The sequence below is a fragment of the Robbsia andropogonis genome (assembly GCF_000970345.1).
Lineage (GTDB): Bacteria > Pseudomonadota > Gammaproteobacteria > Burkholderiales > Burkholderiaceae > Robbsia > Robbsia andropogonis.
The window spans coordinates 130,824-144,935 of sequence record NZ_LAQU01000003.1; the positions used below are offsets into that span (position 1 = coordinate 130,824).

General features: G+C 53.7%; 13 protein-coding genes and 4 pseudogenes. 3 read left to right on the forward strand and 14 right to left on the reverse strand.

Annotated features, from left to right (window positions below):
* Positions 1 to 203: 203 nt before the first annotated feature.
* The 3 genes and pseudogenes from WM40_RS32740 to WM40_RS04230 all read right to left on the reverse strand — a co-directional run.
* A pseudogene (locus tag WM40_RS32740) lies at positions 204 to 372 on the reverse strand (IS30 family transposase); the annotation flags it as partial.
* 104 nt (positions 373 to 476) lie between these two features.
* Complete coding sequence (locus tag WM40_RS04225; RefSeq protein ID WP_024903481.1) at positions 477 to 1,634, reverse strand: FAD-dependent oxidoreductase; 1,158 nt, start codon at positions 1,632 to 1,634, stop codon at positions 477 to 479.
* Between the two features lie 436 nt (positions 1,635 to 2,070).
* The gene (locus WM40_RS04230) at positions 2,071 to 2,799 is read right to left on the reverse strand and encodes an SDR family oxidoreductase (protein ID WP_024903482.1); all 729 of its coding nucleotides are present in this window, start codon (positions 2,797 to 2,799) and stop codon (positions 2,071 to 2,073) included.
* 85 nt (positions 2,800 to 2,884) lie between these two features.
* Here WM40_RS04230 and WM40_RS04235 point away from each other — a divergent pair, with 85 nt between their 5' ends.
* Together WM40_RS04235 and WM40_RS04240 are read left to right on the forward strand one after the other, a co-directional pair.
* Positions 2,885 to 3,844 (forward strand): LysR family transcriptional regulator, encoded by a 960-nt coding sequence (locus tag WM40_RS04235; RefSeq protein WP_046152243.1) that lies wholly within the window; start codon positions 2,885 to 2,887, stop codon positions 3,842 to 3,844.
* 898 nt (positions 3,845 to 4,742) lie between these two features.
* Positions 4,743 to 6,302, forward strand: a pseudogene (locus WM40_RS04240) (methyl-accepting chemotaxis protein); the annotation flags it as partial.
* Positions 6,303 to 6,491: 189 nt separating this feature from the next.
* On the opposite strand, the pseudogene WM40_RS31130 reads toward WM40_RS04240, so the two are convergent.
* From WM40_RS31130 to bdcA, 4 genes and pseudogenes are all read right to left on the reverse strand, one after another.
* Positions 6,492 to 6,635: pseudogene (locus WM40_RS31130) on the reverse strand (integrase); the annotation flags it as partial.
* Between the two features lie 94 nt (positions 6,636 to 6,729).
* Positions 6,730 to 7,101 (reverse strand): carboxymuconolactone decarboxylase family protein, encoded by a 372-nt coding sequence (locus WM40_RS04245; RefSeq protein WP_201779119.1) that lies wholly within the window; start codon positions 7,099 to 7,101, stop codon positions 6,730 to 6,732.
* Positions 7,049 to 7,489 carry a MerR family transcriptional regulator gene (locus tag WM40_RS04250; RefSeq protein ID WP_024903486.1) on the reverse strand — a complete coding sequence of 147 codons (441 nt, stop codon included), beginning with the start codon at positions 7,487 to 7,489 and terminating at the stop codon, positions 7,049 to 7,051. The genes WM40_RS04245 and WM40_RS04250 overlap by 53 nt, the downstream gene beginning before the upstream one ends.
* A gap of 297 nt (positions 7,490 to 7,786) precedes the next feature.
* Positions 7,787 to 8,500 carry an SDR family oxidoreductase gene (gene bdcA, locus WM40_RS04255; RefSeq protein WP_046152244.1) on the reverse strand — a complete coding sequence of 238 codons (714 nt, stop codon included), beginning with the start codon at positions 8,498 to 8,500 and terminating at the stop codon, positions 7,787 to 7,789.
* Between the two features lie 77 nt (positions 8,501 to 8,577).
* On the opposite strand from bdcA, the gene WM40_RS04260 reads away from it, so the two are divergent.
* The gene (locus WM40_RS04260; RefSeq protein WP_046152245.1) at positions 8,578 to 9,168 is read left to right on the forward strand and encodes a TetR/AcrR family transcriptional regulator; all 591 of its coding nucleotides are present in this window, start codon (positions 8,578 to 8,580) and stop codon (positions 9,166 to 9,168) included.
* Between the two features lie 375 nt (positions 9,169 to 9,543).
* Here the strand turns inward: WM40_RS04260 and WM40_RS29900 are convergent, their stop codons facing one another.
* From WM40_RS29900 to WM40_RS04295, 7 genes and pseudogenes are all read right to left on the reverse strand, one after another.
* The gene (locus WM40_RS29900) at positions 9,544 to 10,047 is read right to left on the reverse strand and encodes a hypothetical protein (protein WP_236693379.1); all 504 of its coding nucleotides are present in this window, start codon (positions 10,045 to 10,047) and stop codon (positions 9,544 to 9,546) included.
* Between the two features lie 20 nt (positions 10,048 to 10,067).
* Positions 10,068 to 10,571, reverse strand: a complete 504-nt coding sequence (locus tag WM40_RS04270) for an F-box protein (protein ID WP_046152247.1) — start codon at positions 10,569 to 10,571, stop codon at positions 10,068 to 10,070.
* A gap of 218 nt (positions 10,572 to 10,789) precedes the next feature.
* Positions 10,790 to 10,960 (reverse strand): annotated as a pseudogene (locus WM40_RS31135) (alpha/beta fold hydrolase); the annotation flags it as partial.
* A 189-nt stretch (positions 10,961 to 11,149) separates the two neighbouring features.
* On the reverse strand, positions 11,150 to 11,941 hold the full coding sequence (locus WM40_RS04280; RefSeq protein WP_046152248.1) for a substrate-binding domain-containing protein: 792 nt from the start codon (positions 11,939 to 11,941) through the stop codon (positions 11,150 to 11,152).
* 114 nt (positions 11,942 to 12,055) lie between these two features.
* Complete coding sequence (locus WM40_RS04285) at positions 12,056 to 12,550, reverse strand: DsrE family protein (protein WP_052738164.1); 495 nt, start codon at positions 12,548 to 12,550, stop codon at positions 12,056 to 12,058.
* Positions 12,547 to 13,554, reverse strand: coding sequence for a thioredoxin fold domain-containing protein (locus tag WM40_RS31140; RefSeq protein WP_236693380.1), 1,008 nt, complete (start codon positions 13,552 to 13,554; stop codon positions 12,547 to 12,549). The genes WM40_RS04285 and WM40_RS31140 overlap by 4 nt, the downstream gene beginning before the upstream one ends.
* Before the next feature lie 7 nt (positions 13,555 to 13,561).
* Positions 13,562 to 14,044 carry an MBL fold metallo-hydrolase gene (locus WM40_RS04295; protein WP_236693381.1) on the reverse strand — a complete coding sequence of 161 codons (483 nt, stop codon included), beginning with the start codon at positions 14,042 to 14,044 and terminating at the stop codon, positions 13,562 to 13,564.
* Positions 14,045 to 14,112 lie beyond the last annotated feature (68 nt).

Sequence of the window (14,112 nt, forward strand, 5' to 3'; positions counted from 1 at the left end):
TCGAGGGGAAATGGACTCCGGCTCATTCATCGACCGATCCGAGGCCGAGCGCACTAGCTTAAGCGACGCACTGCAAGTGGGTCATATTTCGTTGCAAATCAAAATGATGACAATCCGGAGCGGCTGAAAAGCGATGCCGCGCGAGCCCCTTGCAAGCGTCATCTCATAAAACAATACGACACCACTTGAACAGAAGCGGTGAGCGCCATAAATAGCGGCATTCCACCACGTCGGCGAAACCAGCGCGTTCCCGTGGCTTGCGACACCCCGACCGCGGCGGCAGTCCTTCTCACTTATGATGCCAGTTGCAACCTGCGACCCAAGCCAACGCTCAACCTCTTTCAGATGCAACGGCGCACCAGGCAAGCGCAAAGCGCCGCGCCCCGTGAATTGTGGAAGTCACTCCCCGTACGACCCATGCCCCCCCCCGAGAGTAAGGGGTTGCGACAACCAGTTGAATCTACTGTGTTGACCTGTCAGGGTGATGAGAACATTTCCAACAAACCTTGAGGCGCGTCATCGCCAAAGAAACGTCGATGATTCTGCGCAGTGCGTTCAGCAAAGGCGGTGCTACGACGATAAAGCGCTTGTTCATACGCGGTCAGCGCCGACTCAATGTCACCTGGATGGTCGCATAGCGCTTGGGCAAGTTCGGCCCCGTCGAAAATAGCGAGATTGGCTCCCTCGCCCGCGAACGGGGACATGAGATGCGCCGCATCGCCCACGAGTGTCACGCCGGGGACACGCGCCCATCGATGATCTATTGGCAGTGCGTAAATGGGCCGCGCTATGGGAACAGTGTCGCCCTCCGTAATCAACGCCCGAAGTGCAGGAGCCCAACCTTCAAACTCCTTTGCGAGGCGATGCAGTGCAGCCGTCCGTTGGCTGACATCAATGGCCTCTATCCATGCCTCGTGCTTGTTCAACGCGACGTAGGTATGCAGCGTGCCGTTCGCGTAACGGTGCGCCAAGATCCCTTTGCCCGGTTCAACCGCCATCAACGTTCCGCTGCCGATCGCTTTTGCACTGGCTGCGTGGCGGGTATCTCCGTCGAAAAGACTGATCGAGACAAACGTCGTCCCGGTGTACGCCGGCTTTGCAGAAGATAAGAGGGGACGAACCTTCGACCATGCACCGTCGGCCCCAACGAGCAGGTCCGTCATGACAGTTGCACCATCGGCAAATTCCAGCATGTGCCGCCCATCAGCAAGGTGGGTCGCCTTCGTGAACTTGCAGCCCCATTGAATGGCATCAACAGGAAGTGACGCGATAAGGAGGCGGCGTAGCGTACCGCGGTCCACCTCTGGATTGACTGTGCTGTTTGAACCGGGCCTGTCGAGCAAAACGTCGCCGTACCTGTTAACAACACGCTTGGCATCCTCGCCTGGCAAGGCAAGACGAAGGAATTCGTCGTAGAGGCCGGCAGCCTTCAGCCCAAGCTGGCCGTTGTATTCGTGGATGTCCAACAAACCACCCTGCGCTCGTGCATCAGACGACATTTCTGCTTCGTAGACGGTTGCTCGTATTTCATTCACGTGCAAGACGCGTGCGAGCGTCAATCCGCCAAGGCCCGCGCCAATAATCGCAATGCGGGGATGGTGCGAAAAAGATAAGGAATCAAGGTGGCGGTTCATGGCGCGTTCCATTAACTACGAACATGCGCACCGACTGTGCGAAGGTTCATAGGAAGTCCGACGTGGGTCGGGGGAAACGCTGGCCAACCTTGCACGATGTGCTTTGGTGACGTGTACGCGACTATCGAATGAATAGTGAAGCCCAAGAGCAGCACGATCGACAGCCGTTTTTCGCGGTTTTCAGCGGAGATTCTCGCACGAGCCGGCCGCTCAGGCAACGTTGCCCCCTGTTGGACACTTGTTTCCAGCCACAAAAAGCATCGAAACCCATTGAGCGCTAATCTACGTGAAGATAGTGCGGCCGAAAAGCAACGGCTTATCAGCATACTGGACGTCATTGTGACGCTTCAGGTCCCTCGTCCATCCAAAATTGATCGACCTGTCACAACGAGGCGCTTTTCTCTCGCGCTGCCATTCGCAGCATGCGATAAACGCATTACCAAGGAATCTGATTGCGTTCGAAGTAGAAACGCCCCGATTTTCCGGTTGGGTCTTGTGTAGCAAGCCAGACGATGCCTTCTGCAGCCTCCTCCACCGTACGATAACCCGAGTGGTTGTTAAAATCGGTGGCGGTGTAGCCTGGATCGACAGCATCGACCTTGATATTGGCTGAGGCGAGTTCCTTCGCAAAGGCCAGCGCGATAGCATTGAGAGCCGACTTCGAAGTGTTGTATCCGAGAAAATTGACGCCATAGAACTGGTTAGCTGGATCAGACAGCCAGCCAAGCGATCCCAACCCACTGCTCACCATCACAACTGTGCCTCGCCCAGCGGATTTTAGTAGCGGCACGAACGCCTGGGTCACACGAATCGATCCAAAAACGTTGGTCTCGTACACAGCCCGGATATCGTCGATCGGTTGCTCGCTTGGTGCTGTTTGCTGATTACCGGCAATGCCTGCATTGTTGACCAATACATCAAGTCGACCGTCTTCGTCTCGTACGCGTGCTACGGCAGCAAAAACGCTGTCCTCCCTGGTTATATCGAGCGGCAGTAGTCGGACGTCATGGCCCTCTGCCAATAATGTCTTGACGGCTTTCTCGCCGCGTGTCGCATCACGGCAACCGAGCCAGATCCGATGACCCAACCGACCGAGTTGCCGAGCCGTTTCGTAGCCGATGCTCCTGTTCGCCCCCGTGATCACAACAGTTTTGGTGGTGTTCATGTTTTCTTCCAGAATAAGTTTCCGGCTTCTTTAATTCGTTCGGCAATTTCTGATAATCTCATAAAAATCGAATGGACTGATCGCCATGCCGAACAATAACGATGACGAATCCAATCTGGATCTGCTTTCGGTCTTCCTCGCTGTTTTAGATACCGGAGGTTTTCGCGCCGCGGCTCAAAGGCTGCGCCTGTCTCCCTCGACAGTGAGCGAACGGGTCGCGCAGCTCGAACAACAACTGGGCGTGCCGCTATTGATCCGCACCACACGAAGCGTCATGCCGACGGAAACGGGGCGCGCACTTGCTACCCGTATTGCTCCGCTAATAGCAGAAACGCGCGTCGCCCTGCGGGATGCAGCCAGCTCGCGAAATGTCGTACGCGGACGTCTGAAGATCAACGTAACGGGCGCCGTGATGGTCGATATCCTGCCGCCGATTATCGACCGCTTCATGGAAGCGCATCCGGAAGTGCGAGTTGAAATCATGGTGGATGATCGACTCGTCGATATCGTGGCGGCAGGTTGCGACGCTGGAATCAGGTATGGCGAACATTTGGCGCAAGATACTATCGCCGTGCCAATAGGACCGCGTTATCAGAGAATCGCATGGGCTGCGGCTCCGGGGTACCTGGCGTCGCGGGGCGTTCCGAAACATCCAAACGACTTGCTGAATCACGAATGTATACGGTTGCGTTTTTCGAGCGGCGCTGTCGTCGAATGGCAATTCGAGTGCGGTAAGGAGAAAGTCAAGATTGATCCGCCCGGCCGCATCATTGTCGGCGTGGATGGTGTTTCCGCGGCAATCGGATTCGCGCGCAAAGGGCACGGTGTCATCGGTACATTCGGAAACTGGCTAAACCCCTATCTGGAAAGCGGTGAGCTGCTTGCGGTCTTGCATGACTGGTGGCCTACATTCGAGGGACCGCAGTTGTACTTCTCGAACAGATTTGCATCCGCCCCACTCAGGGCGTTGGTGGAATTGGTCAGGGAGGAGCAGCATGCTACTCAACGCTCGCATGTTGCAGCTGACTCCGCTCAAAAGCCTTAATGCCTGCTCGCCGTGCTACGCCAGCTAACGCTCCGCCCTCGCGGCCTAGCGCGTCGAGCCGGGCAATTAGCATGTGTCCGGTTGGAAATCGAGACGGCGATGCTGCCGGATCGAAGCCAGTTGAATCCGCCACTTTAAAAACGGCGCATTACACCCTTGCCTACCGATAAACTTCGAAAGCGCAATATGATGCCGCTCCTCGAAGAAATATCAGTTCAGTTTTTTACCGCCAACACCGCCATGTTCACACTAGACCGACATGGAGAACATTACAGGTATCTCGCAGCAGAGATGGCGCATTTATTAATAAGAAATACCATGTATTAACGATCAGAAGTTTTTGATCTTGGAAATCTCTGGACCGCCGAGATATCGATATCAGTGCGGCGCCACTATCGCCACCCTCCACTCTTGAACTATGCGGATGCTTGGCGCGCCAGCTGATTTCCTGCACATAATCGTCGAAACATTCGTCCGAGGTAAGGCGACTTCTTGAGCCATGTGCAAGCAACCGATTTTTTTTATGGATCATGGCACTTTTATTGACCAGACAGCAACTTGCCAGATGACAGAGTTAGCTGTTTACCAAGCAAAGGCTTTAGACCTCATCGTAGCGCGGCAGTAAGGTCGACAAGCCAAGTTTTCAAGCGATTTTCGATGTGACGTCGCCCATGATCTGCGGCGGCATCACACTGGGCCCATACATGAGGATGGTGTCACATCTACAAAAATCAGGCTAAGAATTCTTGGGTGACGGCTTCAGTAAAAATAAATCGTACCGTAAAAGCATTTGTGACAAGCAACCACTTCGCCGGTGTTGCCCTACCCCCTCCGGCTCGGTCTTCGCAAGGGGTAGTATTTACCGATTATCGGGTTGATTGACATGGGCCAACTAAAAATGAATTTCAACACGATCTCCGTCAAAGGGAAACTCTCCATAGGATTTGGCTTGCTTAGCGCGACAGTGCTAATCGTTTCGGTTATCGCACTCAAATTATTAGGTGAAGCAAATGAACGCTTCACCGACTATATAAACGGAATCAGCGCGCGCGCCGACTCCGTGCACAACGTCCGGACTGCAGTTGACCGACGCGCGATTGCCGCACGCAATATGGCCCTTGCTACAAAGCAGGCGAATCTCGAAGCGCAGCGGGTGGCTGAGGCAGAGGCCCAGGACGACGTTCAGGCAAACCTACGGAAGTTGAACGAGCAGATTTCCAGCGGAGCCGACGTTACAGAAAAGGCACTCGGCCTCGTCGGCGCCATCAACCAGATCGAAGCGAAATATAGCGTAGTAGCACAAAACATCGTTGCCCTGGCTTTGGCGAACAAGAGGGAGGAAGCGATCGCTAAAATCAACGATGAATGCCAGCCGCTTTTGGCTGAACTTATCAAAGCCACGGACGCATACGCAAGTTACACGACAAGCCGAGAGGAGGCCCTCGTCCGTGAAAATAACGATAGCTATGCGAAACAAAGAATCGTTCTTATTTTTATCTGTATCAGCGCGCTTGCCACAGCTATGATAGCCGGAAGCCTTATTGCGCGTGGCCTCACGCGCGCGCTTGGAGCGGAACCGGGAGAACTCAGCGAAGTAACGCAACGCATAGCAAATGGCGATCTAAGTCCGGTCGCGCGGGCCAGCGCCGCGCCAAACGGCAGCGTGCTGTCGTCGATGGGCGTAATGCAGGCCAGCCTGGTCCGTTTGATCGGTGATGTCCGAATTGCCGCCGATAGCATTGCCACGGGATCCGGCGAAATCGCTTCAGGAAATGCCGACTTGTCATCCCGTACAGAACAGCAGGCGGCTTCGCTACAAGAAACCGCTTCCAGCATGGAGGAATTGACGTCGACGGTCAAACACAATTCCGAGAATGCACAACAGGCGACCTCCATGGCCACCAGCGCCTCAGAGGTAGCGCAGCGTGGAAGTTCGGTGGTGGGTCGTGTGGTAGAAACCATGGACCAAATCAGTGGTAGTTCAAACAAGATTGCCGAGATTACGGGAATTATTGAAGGGATCGCATTCCAGACAAATATCCTGGCGCTCAACGCAGCGGTGGAGGCGGCAAGAGCCGGAGATCAGGGCCGTGGGTTTGCAGTCGTTGCCGGCGAGGTTCGTAATCTCGCGCAACGCTCATCCAGTGCCGCGAAGGAAATCAAAGACTTGATCAGTACGTCGGTACAAAAGATCCAGACGGGTTCATCTCTTGCACATGAGGCAGGCAAGACGATGTCCGAGGTCACGCAAGCCGTTGTGCGGGTGACAGATATCATGTCGGAGATCGCAGCGGCTTCGACCGAGCAAAGTCGCGGTATAGAACAAGTCAATCACGCCATCACACAAATGGATCAGGTAACACAGCAAAACGCTGCGTTAGTCGAGGAAGCAGCGGCGGCTTCCTCCTCCCTTGAGAATCAGGGACGTCAACTGAACAAGGCGATCGGATACTTCCGGCTAGAAACCGTTGCCACGCTCAGATGAGTATCAAAATCACGCACATACCGGGCGGTCGTTAACTCTCGATACAACACCTCAGTGTCCAACGCTGATCCGATTTCGGCCGATCACCGAATCTCCGCCAAATTGCTCTTTCGGCCAAATTCGGGACACTGGACGACCAAACGGAAGCTAAAATTCTGTCTGTTATGTCATGTCGAGAGCATAGTCGATCTCAATGCCAAGGTATCGAACAATACTTTCGCGCTTGGTGTGTCCAAGTAACAAATGCACTGCACGGTGATGCTTCGTTCGACGATAAATCAACGGCGCTTTCGTACGGCGGATGGAGCGGGAACCGTTGACCCTTTCGCTTGGGAAGGCATTACAAACCGCATCAAGGGACTCGTCCAGGACCCAGGCTAGATCACACGATGCCGTGGACTCAATTCGAGAATACTTCCTTCGCGACAAATAATCCGTTTAGAGCGGCGGGAAATCCGGCATATACCGACATCTGGATAATAATTTCGACTATCTCGCCACGACTCAGGCCGGCATTCAGTCCCGCAGCGATGTGAACCTTGAGTTGAGGCAGCGCGTTACCCATTGCGGTCAATGCCGCTACAGTGGCAATTTCACGAGAACGGATGTCAAGACCAGGTCTTGAGTAGATGTCTCCAAAGGGAAACTCGAAAAGGTATCGCGCGAAATCCGGCGCGACATCGGCCAGCGCGCTGATCACTTTTTCGCCAGCCTCGCCATCAATCTCCGACAGAACTCGACGGCCTCTTTCTAACCGGCTTTCTGAGTTTATCTGCTGGTGCGCTATGTCGTTTTGCACTATCGTTCATCCCGAGAGAGTGAGTATATCCAGCTATCTTTGTGTCGAGAACGAGCAGGCAAGCTTGAAGTTCAACGATGCGGGCAAGGACACTATCCCGATGCGCCGCTAACAACTGCACGCGTTCGCTTTCGGTCTGGACACCATCGGACCGTAGTCGGGCATAACGCAGCATCTCCTGAATCGACATTCCCGTCGTCTTCAGGCGACCGAGAAACGCTATCCAAACGAGAATGGCGGGTTCATAAATCCGCTGCCCTGTACTATCCCTCCGAGCAAGCGGCAGCAGGCCAATTTTTTCGTAATACCGAATCGTATGGACAGTCAGCCCGGTGTGGCGTGCGATATCCCCAATCTTCATTGCTGCCTCAGCGTATCGACATTCGGGATGTTGGGACTTCGAGTGCAGTTTAAGTCAAGGCCTTTTTATCGTGGTTTCAGAAAAGGAGCAAGGCCTCCTCTTTACACGGTGGCGCAGGGCATCGCAATGGCGATCAGCGCAGACCGCGTTTGGTGCTCTTGCTCAAACCATGCCGGTCGATCTGGACCGCTGTGCCATGAGGCAAGAAGGGAATGCATTTGCAACGCGTCGACCTCGTGCCTCACCGCCACGAGCCTTTGGTGAGAAGTGCGACCAACCGCCCCTGCACGCGCGGGACTACGCGCCAAAACCTCCGTCGATCGTGTGCATCGCGCCTGTAACGAAGCCAGCCTCCGGTCCGGCGAGCCACGCGACCATTGCCGCAACTTCATCCGAATGTCCGTGGCGTTTGATGGCCATAAAGCTATGCATGAGGTCTTTCATCGGTCCATCCGCAGGGTTTACTTCGGTATCGATTGGCCCTGGTTGCACGACGTTGATCGTAATCCCACGCGGCCCGAAATCACGCGCCAATCCGCGCGCCATGCCCTGTAGGGCGGATTTGCTCAGTGCGTAGGAAGCCATGCCGGGAACAGGCATTCTGTCTCCGTTCACGGATCCGATCACAATGATTCTGCCGCCTTCCGGCATCCGCCGCGCTGCTTCGACGGAAGCATGATACGGTGCGTGAACATTTATCCGAAGCAGTTGGTCGATGGCGTCCGGATCCTGCTCCAGCGCGTCACCAAAAACGCAGATGCCGGCATTCACCACCAGAATATCCAGCGGACCGGTGGTGCGGACCCGCTCAATCACCGCGTCTCGGTCAGCGCTATCGGTCATAACCATCGTGCTTCCAGTTTCGCTCGCCAATTGCTCGGCCGATTGGGGCGATCCTGCATAAGTAAAGGTCACTGTGGCGCCACCGGCCGCGAACCGACGGACAATCGCCGCACCAATTCCACGGCTTCCGCCGAGTACTAATACGGACTTCCCTTGGAACGAGGACATCACGTTTCCTCCCCAATTAATGTAATATTATTTACATAATAAACACGCCAGGAACGTCGTCAAGGATTTTTGTAAAAATGATTACAGATATTGGAAAGCGTCGCGGCCGCCCTCGCCGTTTTGACCTCGACGAGGCCATTGCCGTTGCGCAGCAGCTATTCCACGCACGTGGCTATGACGCAGTCAATATCACCGATATCACCGCCGCTCTCGGCATCAATCCACCGAGCTTCTACGCCGCGTTTGGTAACAAGGCTGGCCTCTACACTCGCATCCTCGAACGCTACGCTCGCACAGGCGCTGTACCCTTGACGGACCTTCTCCGTGCTGACCAACCGGTGGCTGAGTGTCTTGGCGCCGTGCTTGAGGAGGCGGCTCGTCGCTATGCTGTCAATCCCGGAGCTACGGGCTGTATGGTGCTGGAAGGGATTCATAGCAGCGACGCTGAAGCGCACATTGCCGCCTGCGCCGTTAAGAATGCTGCCGAACACATGATTCGTAGCTATATAGCGGACCGACATCCCGATGTGGCGGACGAACTAACGGATTTCGTCAGCACTACAATGGCGGGCATGTCCACCCAGGCTCGCAACGGACATAGCCTGAATCGGCTTATCGCCACCGCGCGTCTTGCCGCCATGGCGCTGGCACAGGCCCTTCGGACTTGACGGCGGCAGCATCAATCAATTCGGCGCGATCCTTATCGCTAGGCTGTTGAATAAATCAGAACATAGGGAATTGATTCGCGCTAACGCGTGCGAAGCGCGCGGGAATGGCCGTACTTTCGATACTTCAACCATTCGTCAACAAATCACAGAATGACAGCTCGGGCCGAAACCCTGACACCCGGCAGATGGAGCAGCGTCGGCCAAAGGTGACCTTTAACAACTTGGTTGCCGTGACCGATGTGCGACGCCAAGCGGGCGTAGCTGCAAAAAATTTGAAATACGGATGTGACGGTCGGTTCTCGGTAAGGGCCACAGCACCTATCAACGTCCGGCAAAAATTTGTTCAAGCAAAATAATGCATAATTTTTAAAGTTATTATTTCTCCCACCAGTGGTCACCCCGATGAAATCGGCGAAGCATCGCATCCTGAATTTGATCACTATTATAATTTCCTTGGTCCATAAACCAACCTGCGACATGAATCTTGACCTTGTCGGAGATACGACCGCCTGATCCATCATATTCTTTAGCGAATAGCCCGATTTCGCTTTGCAAATACTCAACTTGTATAGGTACCGCCAGCAGCGAGTCGAGCATTGCGGGCCAAAGCGCTTTATCTGTCATCTTTAACAGATCGCAAGGAGACACGCGACAATCATCGAAAGTCTGGCGTACAGCCCACCGTGCCACTGCAAGGTCCATCAAGGAGAGTGCATCGGATAAGGATTCAGGAGGCACATTTATCATGCTCTCCTGCTGGGTAATCAGATTACAAACAGCATCAGCATCAAATTCAGCAACCGTATCTTTATCAGAGTTCGGGTGATAAAATACCGGATCGTCCCGTTTAGCCGCAACCACCGGTGCGGACCAGAACAACGTATTTAGCACCTTTTGTATTAAGGACGGTTGAATCTCAGACACACTGATCGTAACGTCAGCTCGTTTTTAAAAAATCCGGGAACCGTTGTTTCCAACACGGTCACGGGTACTGTCACCAGCAAATCACGTAGTATCGAAGGCCGCATCGCTGAAACGTTGACAGCGCGCATGGCGTTAATCGCAACGTTTTGGCCACGTTTCAGATCTGCTAAGAGTGATGGGATCCGATGCCCCAAATCCCCATATGATTCCGCGGCTCTCGCATAAAAATCTTGGATCATAAGAATAGATTGACGCTGCAACAATACTTCAGTATGAAATCGCTGGCTTGTCGAGGTTATATTAAGTAAATCATCTTTCGGAAGGAAAGATGCGATATTAATAATAAGCTCATCCGGTAGATTGGGCACATCGCTTCGATGCACGTTTTTTTCAGGATCAGGACGTACTTCATCAGCGCGCGAGGTGTCGTAGGTTACCCATTGCCATAGGCTCGAAAGCGCATTTCTTGCGATATCCATTTTGCGTTCTCCTAAAAACGGACAGTAGATGAGATTGAGTAACCATCAACCTTATTTAGTTCACGTTCTTAGCAAGATCGCTGCACGCCATATCACGTGCTCATCATTACAGATATCCTGCCCGCCGCGTATCTTCTTGAAAAAGTGCCGGCTGAGCATGTCGCTCATTGGAAAAACTATATGGCGCAATCGGCCAAAGCCCGCGGCCTGGTCATATGTATGGCGCCAGCTTCGCGTTGGCACATCCATCCTAAAGATGCTGACCAGAACGCATCGCCCAAGGTAAAGTTTCCTTCGATATTGAATATCCTGCGGACGTACGCGGGATAAGCATGGGCGAACAGCATGGCAATCGCCCGGCCAACAGAATGACCAACTACATCGACGGATTTGCTTGCAAAGTGGGAGGAGGTCGGGAGCACCACTCTCTCGTTTCAAGCATCAGCAAACAGTGCGGGATTTATCTTTTCGCCGCAACATACGACGGTGGAACAATGATCGATCCGTAACGTATATTGCGCTGAAAGACGTCCATCTCCAACTTAAGAAATGACGCCTTTAAGTACGATTCTCCTCACTTACCCCCCCAGCTCATGATTTTGCGGAGCTTTCGTGAGCCAGCCCCAATGTGCAAAAATCTTCGCGCCGTCAGGCGACTTCAAGAAATCCACGAATTGCGCGGATGCCGGGTTTGCAGTCCCACGTTTTGTGACTGCAACGCCAGCGTCACGATAGATGGCATAGCGCGCTTCAATAGGAACAACATCCGCTAACTTTGGATTTGCCACTTGCCAGATGTTCCAAATCAGCCAGACATCAATATCGGGTTGATCGATCCACGTCTTGCAGGCGACCGCGCTATTGCCTGCATACGAGACGATGTTCTGCCTTAGCATCTTCACGGCCTGGATGTCACCGGTGCGCCCAGCCACATCTTCCCATACGCCATTCTGACCAGCGCCATTGACGACCAAGACTTTGACGCCGGGTTTTAGCAGATCCGCAAACCCCTGGATATGATGAGGGTTGCCTGGTCGAACGAGCATTGCCATGGGGCGCAAGTACAAAGGCTGCGGTGACTGGGGTGTCAATTGATCCGGCAAACTAGTCACAAAATCGGACATCATGGTTTCCGATCCGCTGAAGATCACATCAGCGTCGCCTTTTGCGCTCTCGATCCACTGACCGGTGGGACCCGCCGTGACATCAACGTTAATGGCGGTCTTCTTGAGGAACGCTGCCGCCGCTTCCTTCATTGCCGGAGCAGGCCCACCCGGTCCATAAACGTGCAGTGTTGGCGGTGTTTGTGCCATGACCGTGCCCGTCATGGTTATCAAGAACAGGGCCACTACCGGTCGTTTGAAATGCATGATGTTTAATCTTATTTAAAGTGGTTATATTTGATAACGTTATTTGCAACAAGCTGCGCTCATGGTCTTTCGATCGCCAGATAGTCGAGTTCCACCGTAATATCGCGAGACCGGCTAGAGGTTCATCAGACTGTATCCCTCCTGCTGCAGGATCGGCAAAGCAGTGAGTGCCGCCAAAGCGAGGGTGACGCCGCTCCTTCGTTCGTCAGCAGGGATGTTGTTTCCATGGAACGCTTGTGCACAAACGGTTAGCTCGACGCCGACTGCTAATAAGGCATCTATTATTTTTGCATTAGGATTCGCGATGCCATGGCGCCGTTGATACGCAATGTCTGCAAGAATGCAAGTTGTCGCTGCACCGTGGATGACTGCCGAAAATTCCAGGTGATCGAGCGGAACGCCGGACATGCAGTAAAGGTTCACCGCGCGTGCAACTCGTTGTAGAGCGCTATGCGGTGCCTTGTCATCTTGTGATGCGCCAGATATCGAAAACACGACTTTGTAAGAGGCGCCGGCATCGGGAACATATGAGGCGTCGACCGGAAATTGCACTTTGCCGAAATCGGGTAATGCGGAAATGTCTATGGGGCTCGCGGCGGGTTTTGTCATTTTGCGTTCAATCCTTCATTAAGTGCCGACAAGGATAGGGCACCTACCTGTTGCGCACCGTTTCCGTAGACGATGGTTGGCGTGCCTGTAATCCTTAGGCGTTTGGCGAGTGCCAGATTTGCTTCCACTGGTAAATCGCTGCAGGCGCTCGCTGACGAAGGTTTTTTGCCCAATAGCATCCACGCGTTCCATGCGGCGTTGCTGTCCCTTGAGCACCAGATTGCCTCGGACATTGGCTTGGAGTCCGGTGCCAGGATAGGGACTAAAAAAGTGTAGATCGTGACATCATCAAGACCCTGCAGGGTTTGTTCGAGCTTCTTGCAATAGGGGCAATACGGGTCCGCAAAAATGGCGATCTTGCGCCGTCCTTGACCATGGATCGTCTTGATAGCGTTGCCAAGGGGAAACGCGTCGAAATCGATATGGTTTTCTTTTTCAAGCCGGGCCACAGTTAAATTCTTGTGCGTGCGAGCCTCTATCATCTGGCCGACGAGCAGGTAATTTGCCGCGCTGTCGGTGTAGATAATCTGCTTGTCGACGTCGACTTCATAGAGCCCGGACAAAGGCGTGGTACTCACGCTCGACACGGTCAGTGACTGGCCGAGGTTACGCCGCAATGCCTCTTGCATATGCGCCACTGTGGGCGGTGCGATGCTCATCGTTTGCGCTGCCGATGCACTGGTGCACCAAGACAGCCCACAAACGATCAATGCGGTCGCTACGCTTTGTGCCCGGTGAAGTAGGAGATGTTTCATCGTGCGCTCCAGGCGTGATACAGCATATACGCGGCCACGGAAAAAATCATTGCAGAGAGCCAGATTTGCAGGCAAGGCAACGTCCATCATTTTGGGATTAGGCAAATTCAGCGATTCTATGTTCGCGACATACTCGGCGTCTGTCTTCCCTGCAAGGCGGCGATCGAACCGCCGCTCCTCACCAATACCTGGGGCGGTCCACCTTTTGTAGTCGTGGCCGGGATAAAGGACGGTGTCGTCGCCTAGCAAGAAGAGCTTATTCACGATGGAGTCCCATGAACAATGGGCATCCCCTCCTTGAAAATCGGTGCGCCCACAGCCCCGGATGAGCAGGGCGTCGCCTGTGAAAACTGCTTCGAGTGCCCCCCAGATCCGATACGAAGCTAAACGATTCGTCGGTGTGCCCAGGGATATAGAGCGATTGCAACACCAGACCGTCGACCTTAATGAGATCCCCCTCGTTGACGTGCTCCGATACACAGCTTGCTTTGGATAAAGCGCCCATGACGGTCGTGCAGTGGGCCACATCACGTAAATCGCCCAATGCCGTAATGTGGTCAGCATGGGTGTGCGTATCGATCGCATGCACCAAGCGAAGATCAAGCTCATGGATCAAACGTAGATATTGTTCCAGTTGCTCTTTGACCGGATCGATGATGACTGCTTCGCCACCGGCCCGAGAGGCAAGAACATACGTGTACGTACTCGAAGTGATATCGAACGATTGGCGGAAAAGCACGGGAGAACCTCGCTCGACATACTTTATTACTTTTCTATATATGCTTATATCTAAATTCGAATATAATA

What these genes read in the sequence shown, in the direction of transcription:
- WM40_RS04225 (WP_024903481.1), bottom strand. Translation starts at nt 1,634, where the DNA reads ATGAACCGCCACCTTGATTCCTTATCTTTTTCGCACCATCCCCGCATT.
- WM40_RS04230 (WP_024903482.1), bottom strand. Translation starts at nt 2,799, where the DNA reads ATGAACACCACCAAAACTGTTGTGATCACGGGGGCGAACAGGAGCATC.
- WM40_RS04235 (WP_046152243.1), top strand. Translation starts at nt 2,885, where the DNA reads ATGCCGAACAATAACGATGACGAATCCAATCTGGATCTGCTTTCGGTC.
- WM40_RS04250 (WP_024903486.1), bottom strand. Translation starts at nt 7,489, where the DNA reads ATGAAGATTGGGGATATCGCACGCCACACCGGGCTGACTGTCCATACG.
- bdcA (WP_046152244.1), bottom strand. Translation starts at nt 8,500, where the DNA reads ATGTCCTCGTTCCAAGGGAAGTCCGTATTAGTACTCGGCGGAAGCCGT.
- WM40_RS04260 (WP_046152245.1), top strand. Translation starts at nt 8,578, where the DNA reads ATGATTACAGATATTGGAAAGCGTCGCGGCCGCCCTCGCCGTTTTGAC.
- WM40_RS04270 (WP_046152247.1), bottom strand. Translation starts at nt 10,571, where the DNA reads ATGGATATCGCAAGAAATGCGCTTTCGAGCCTATGGCAATGGGTAACC.
- WM40_RS04280 (WP_046152248.1), bottom strand. Translation starts at nt 11,941, where the DNA reads ATGCATTTCAAACGACCGGTAGTGGCCCTGTTCTTGATAACCATGACG.
- WM40_RS04285 (WP_052738164.1), bottom strand. Translation starts at nt 12,550, where the DNA reads ATGACAAAACCCGCCGCGAGCCCCATAGACATTTCCGCATTACCCGAT.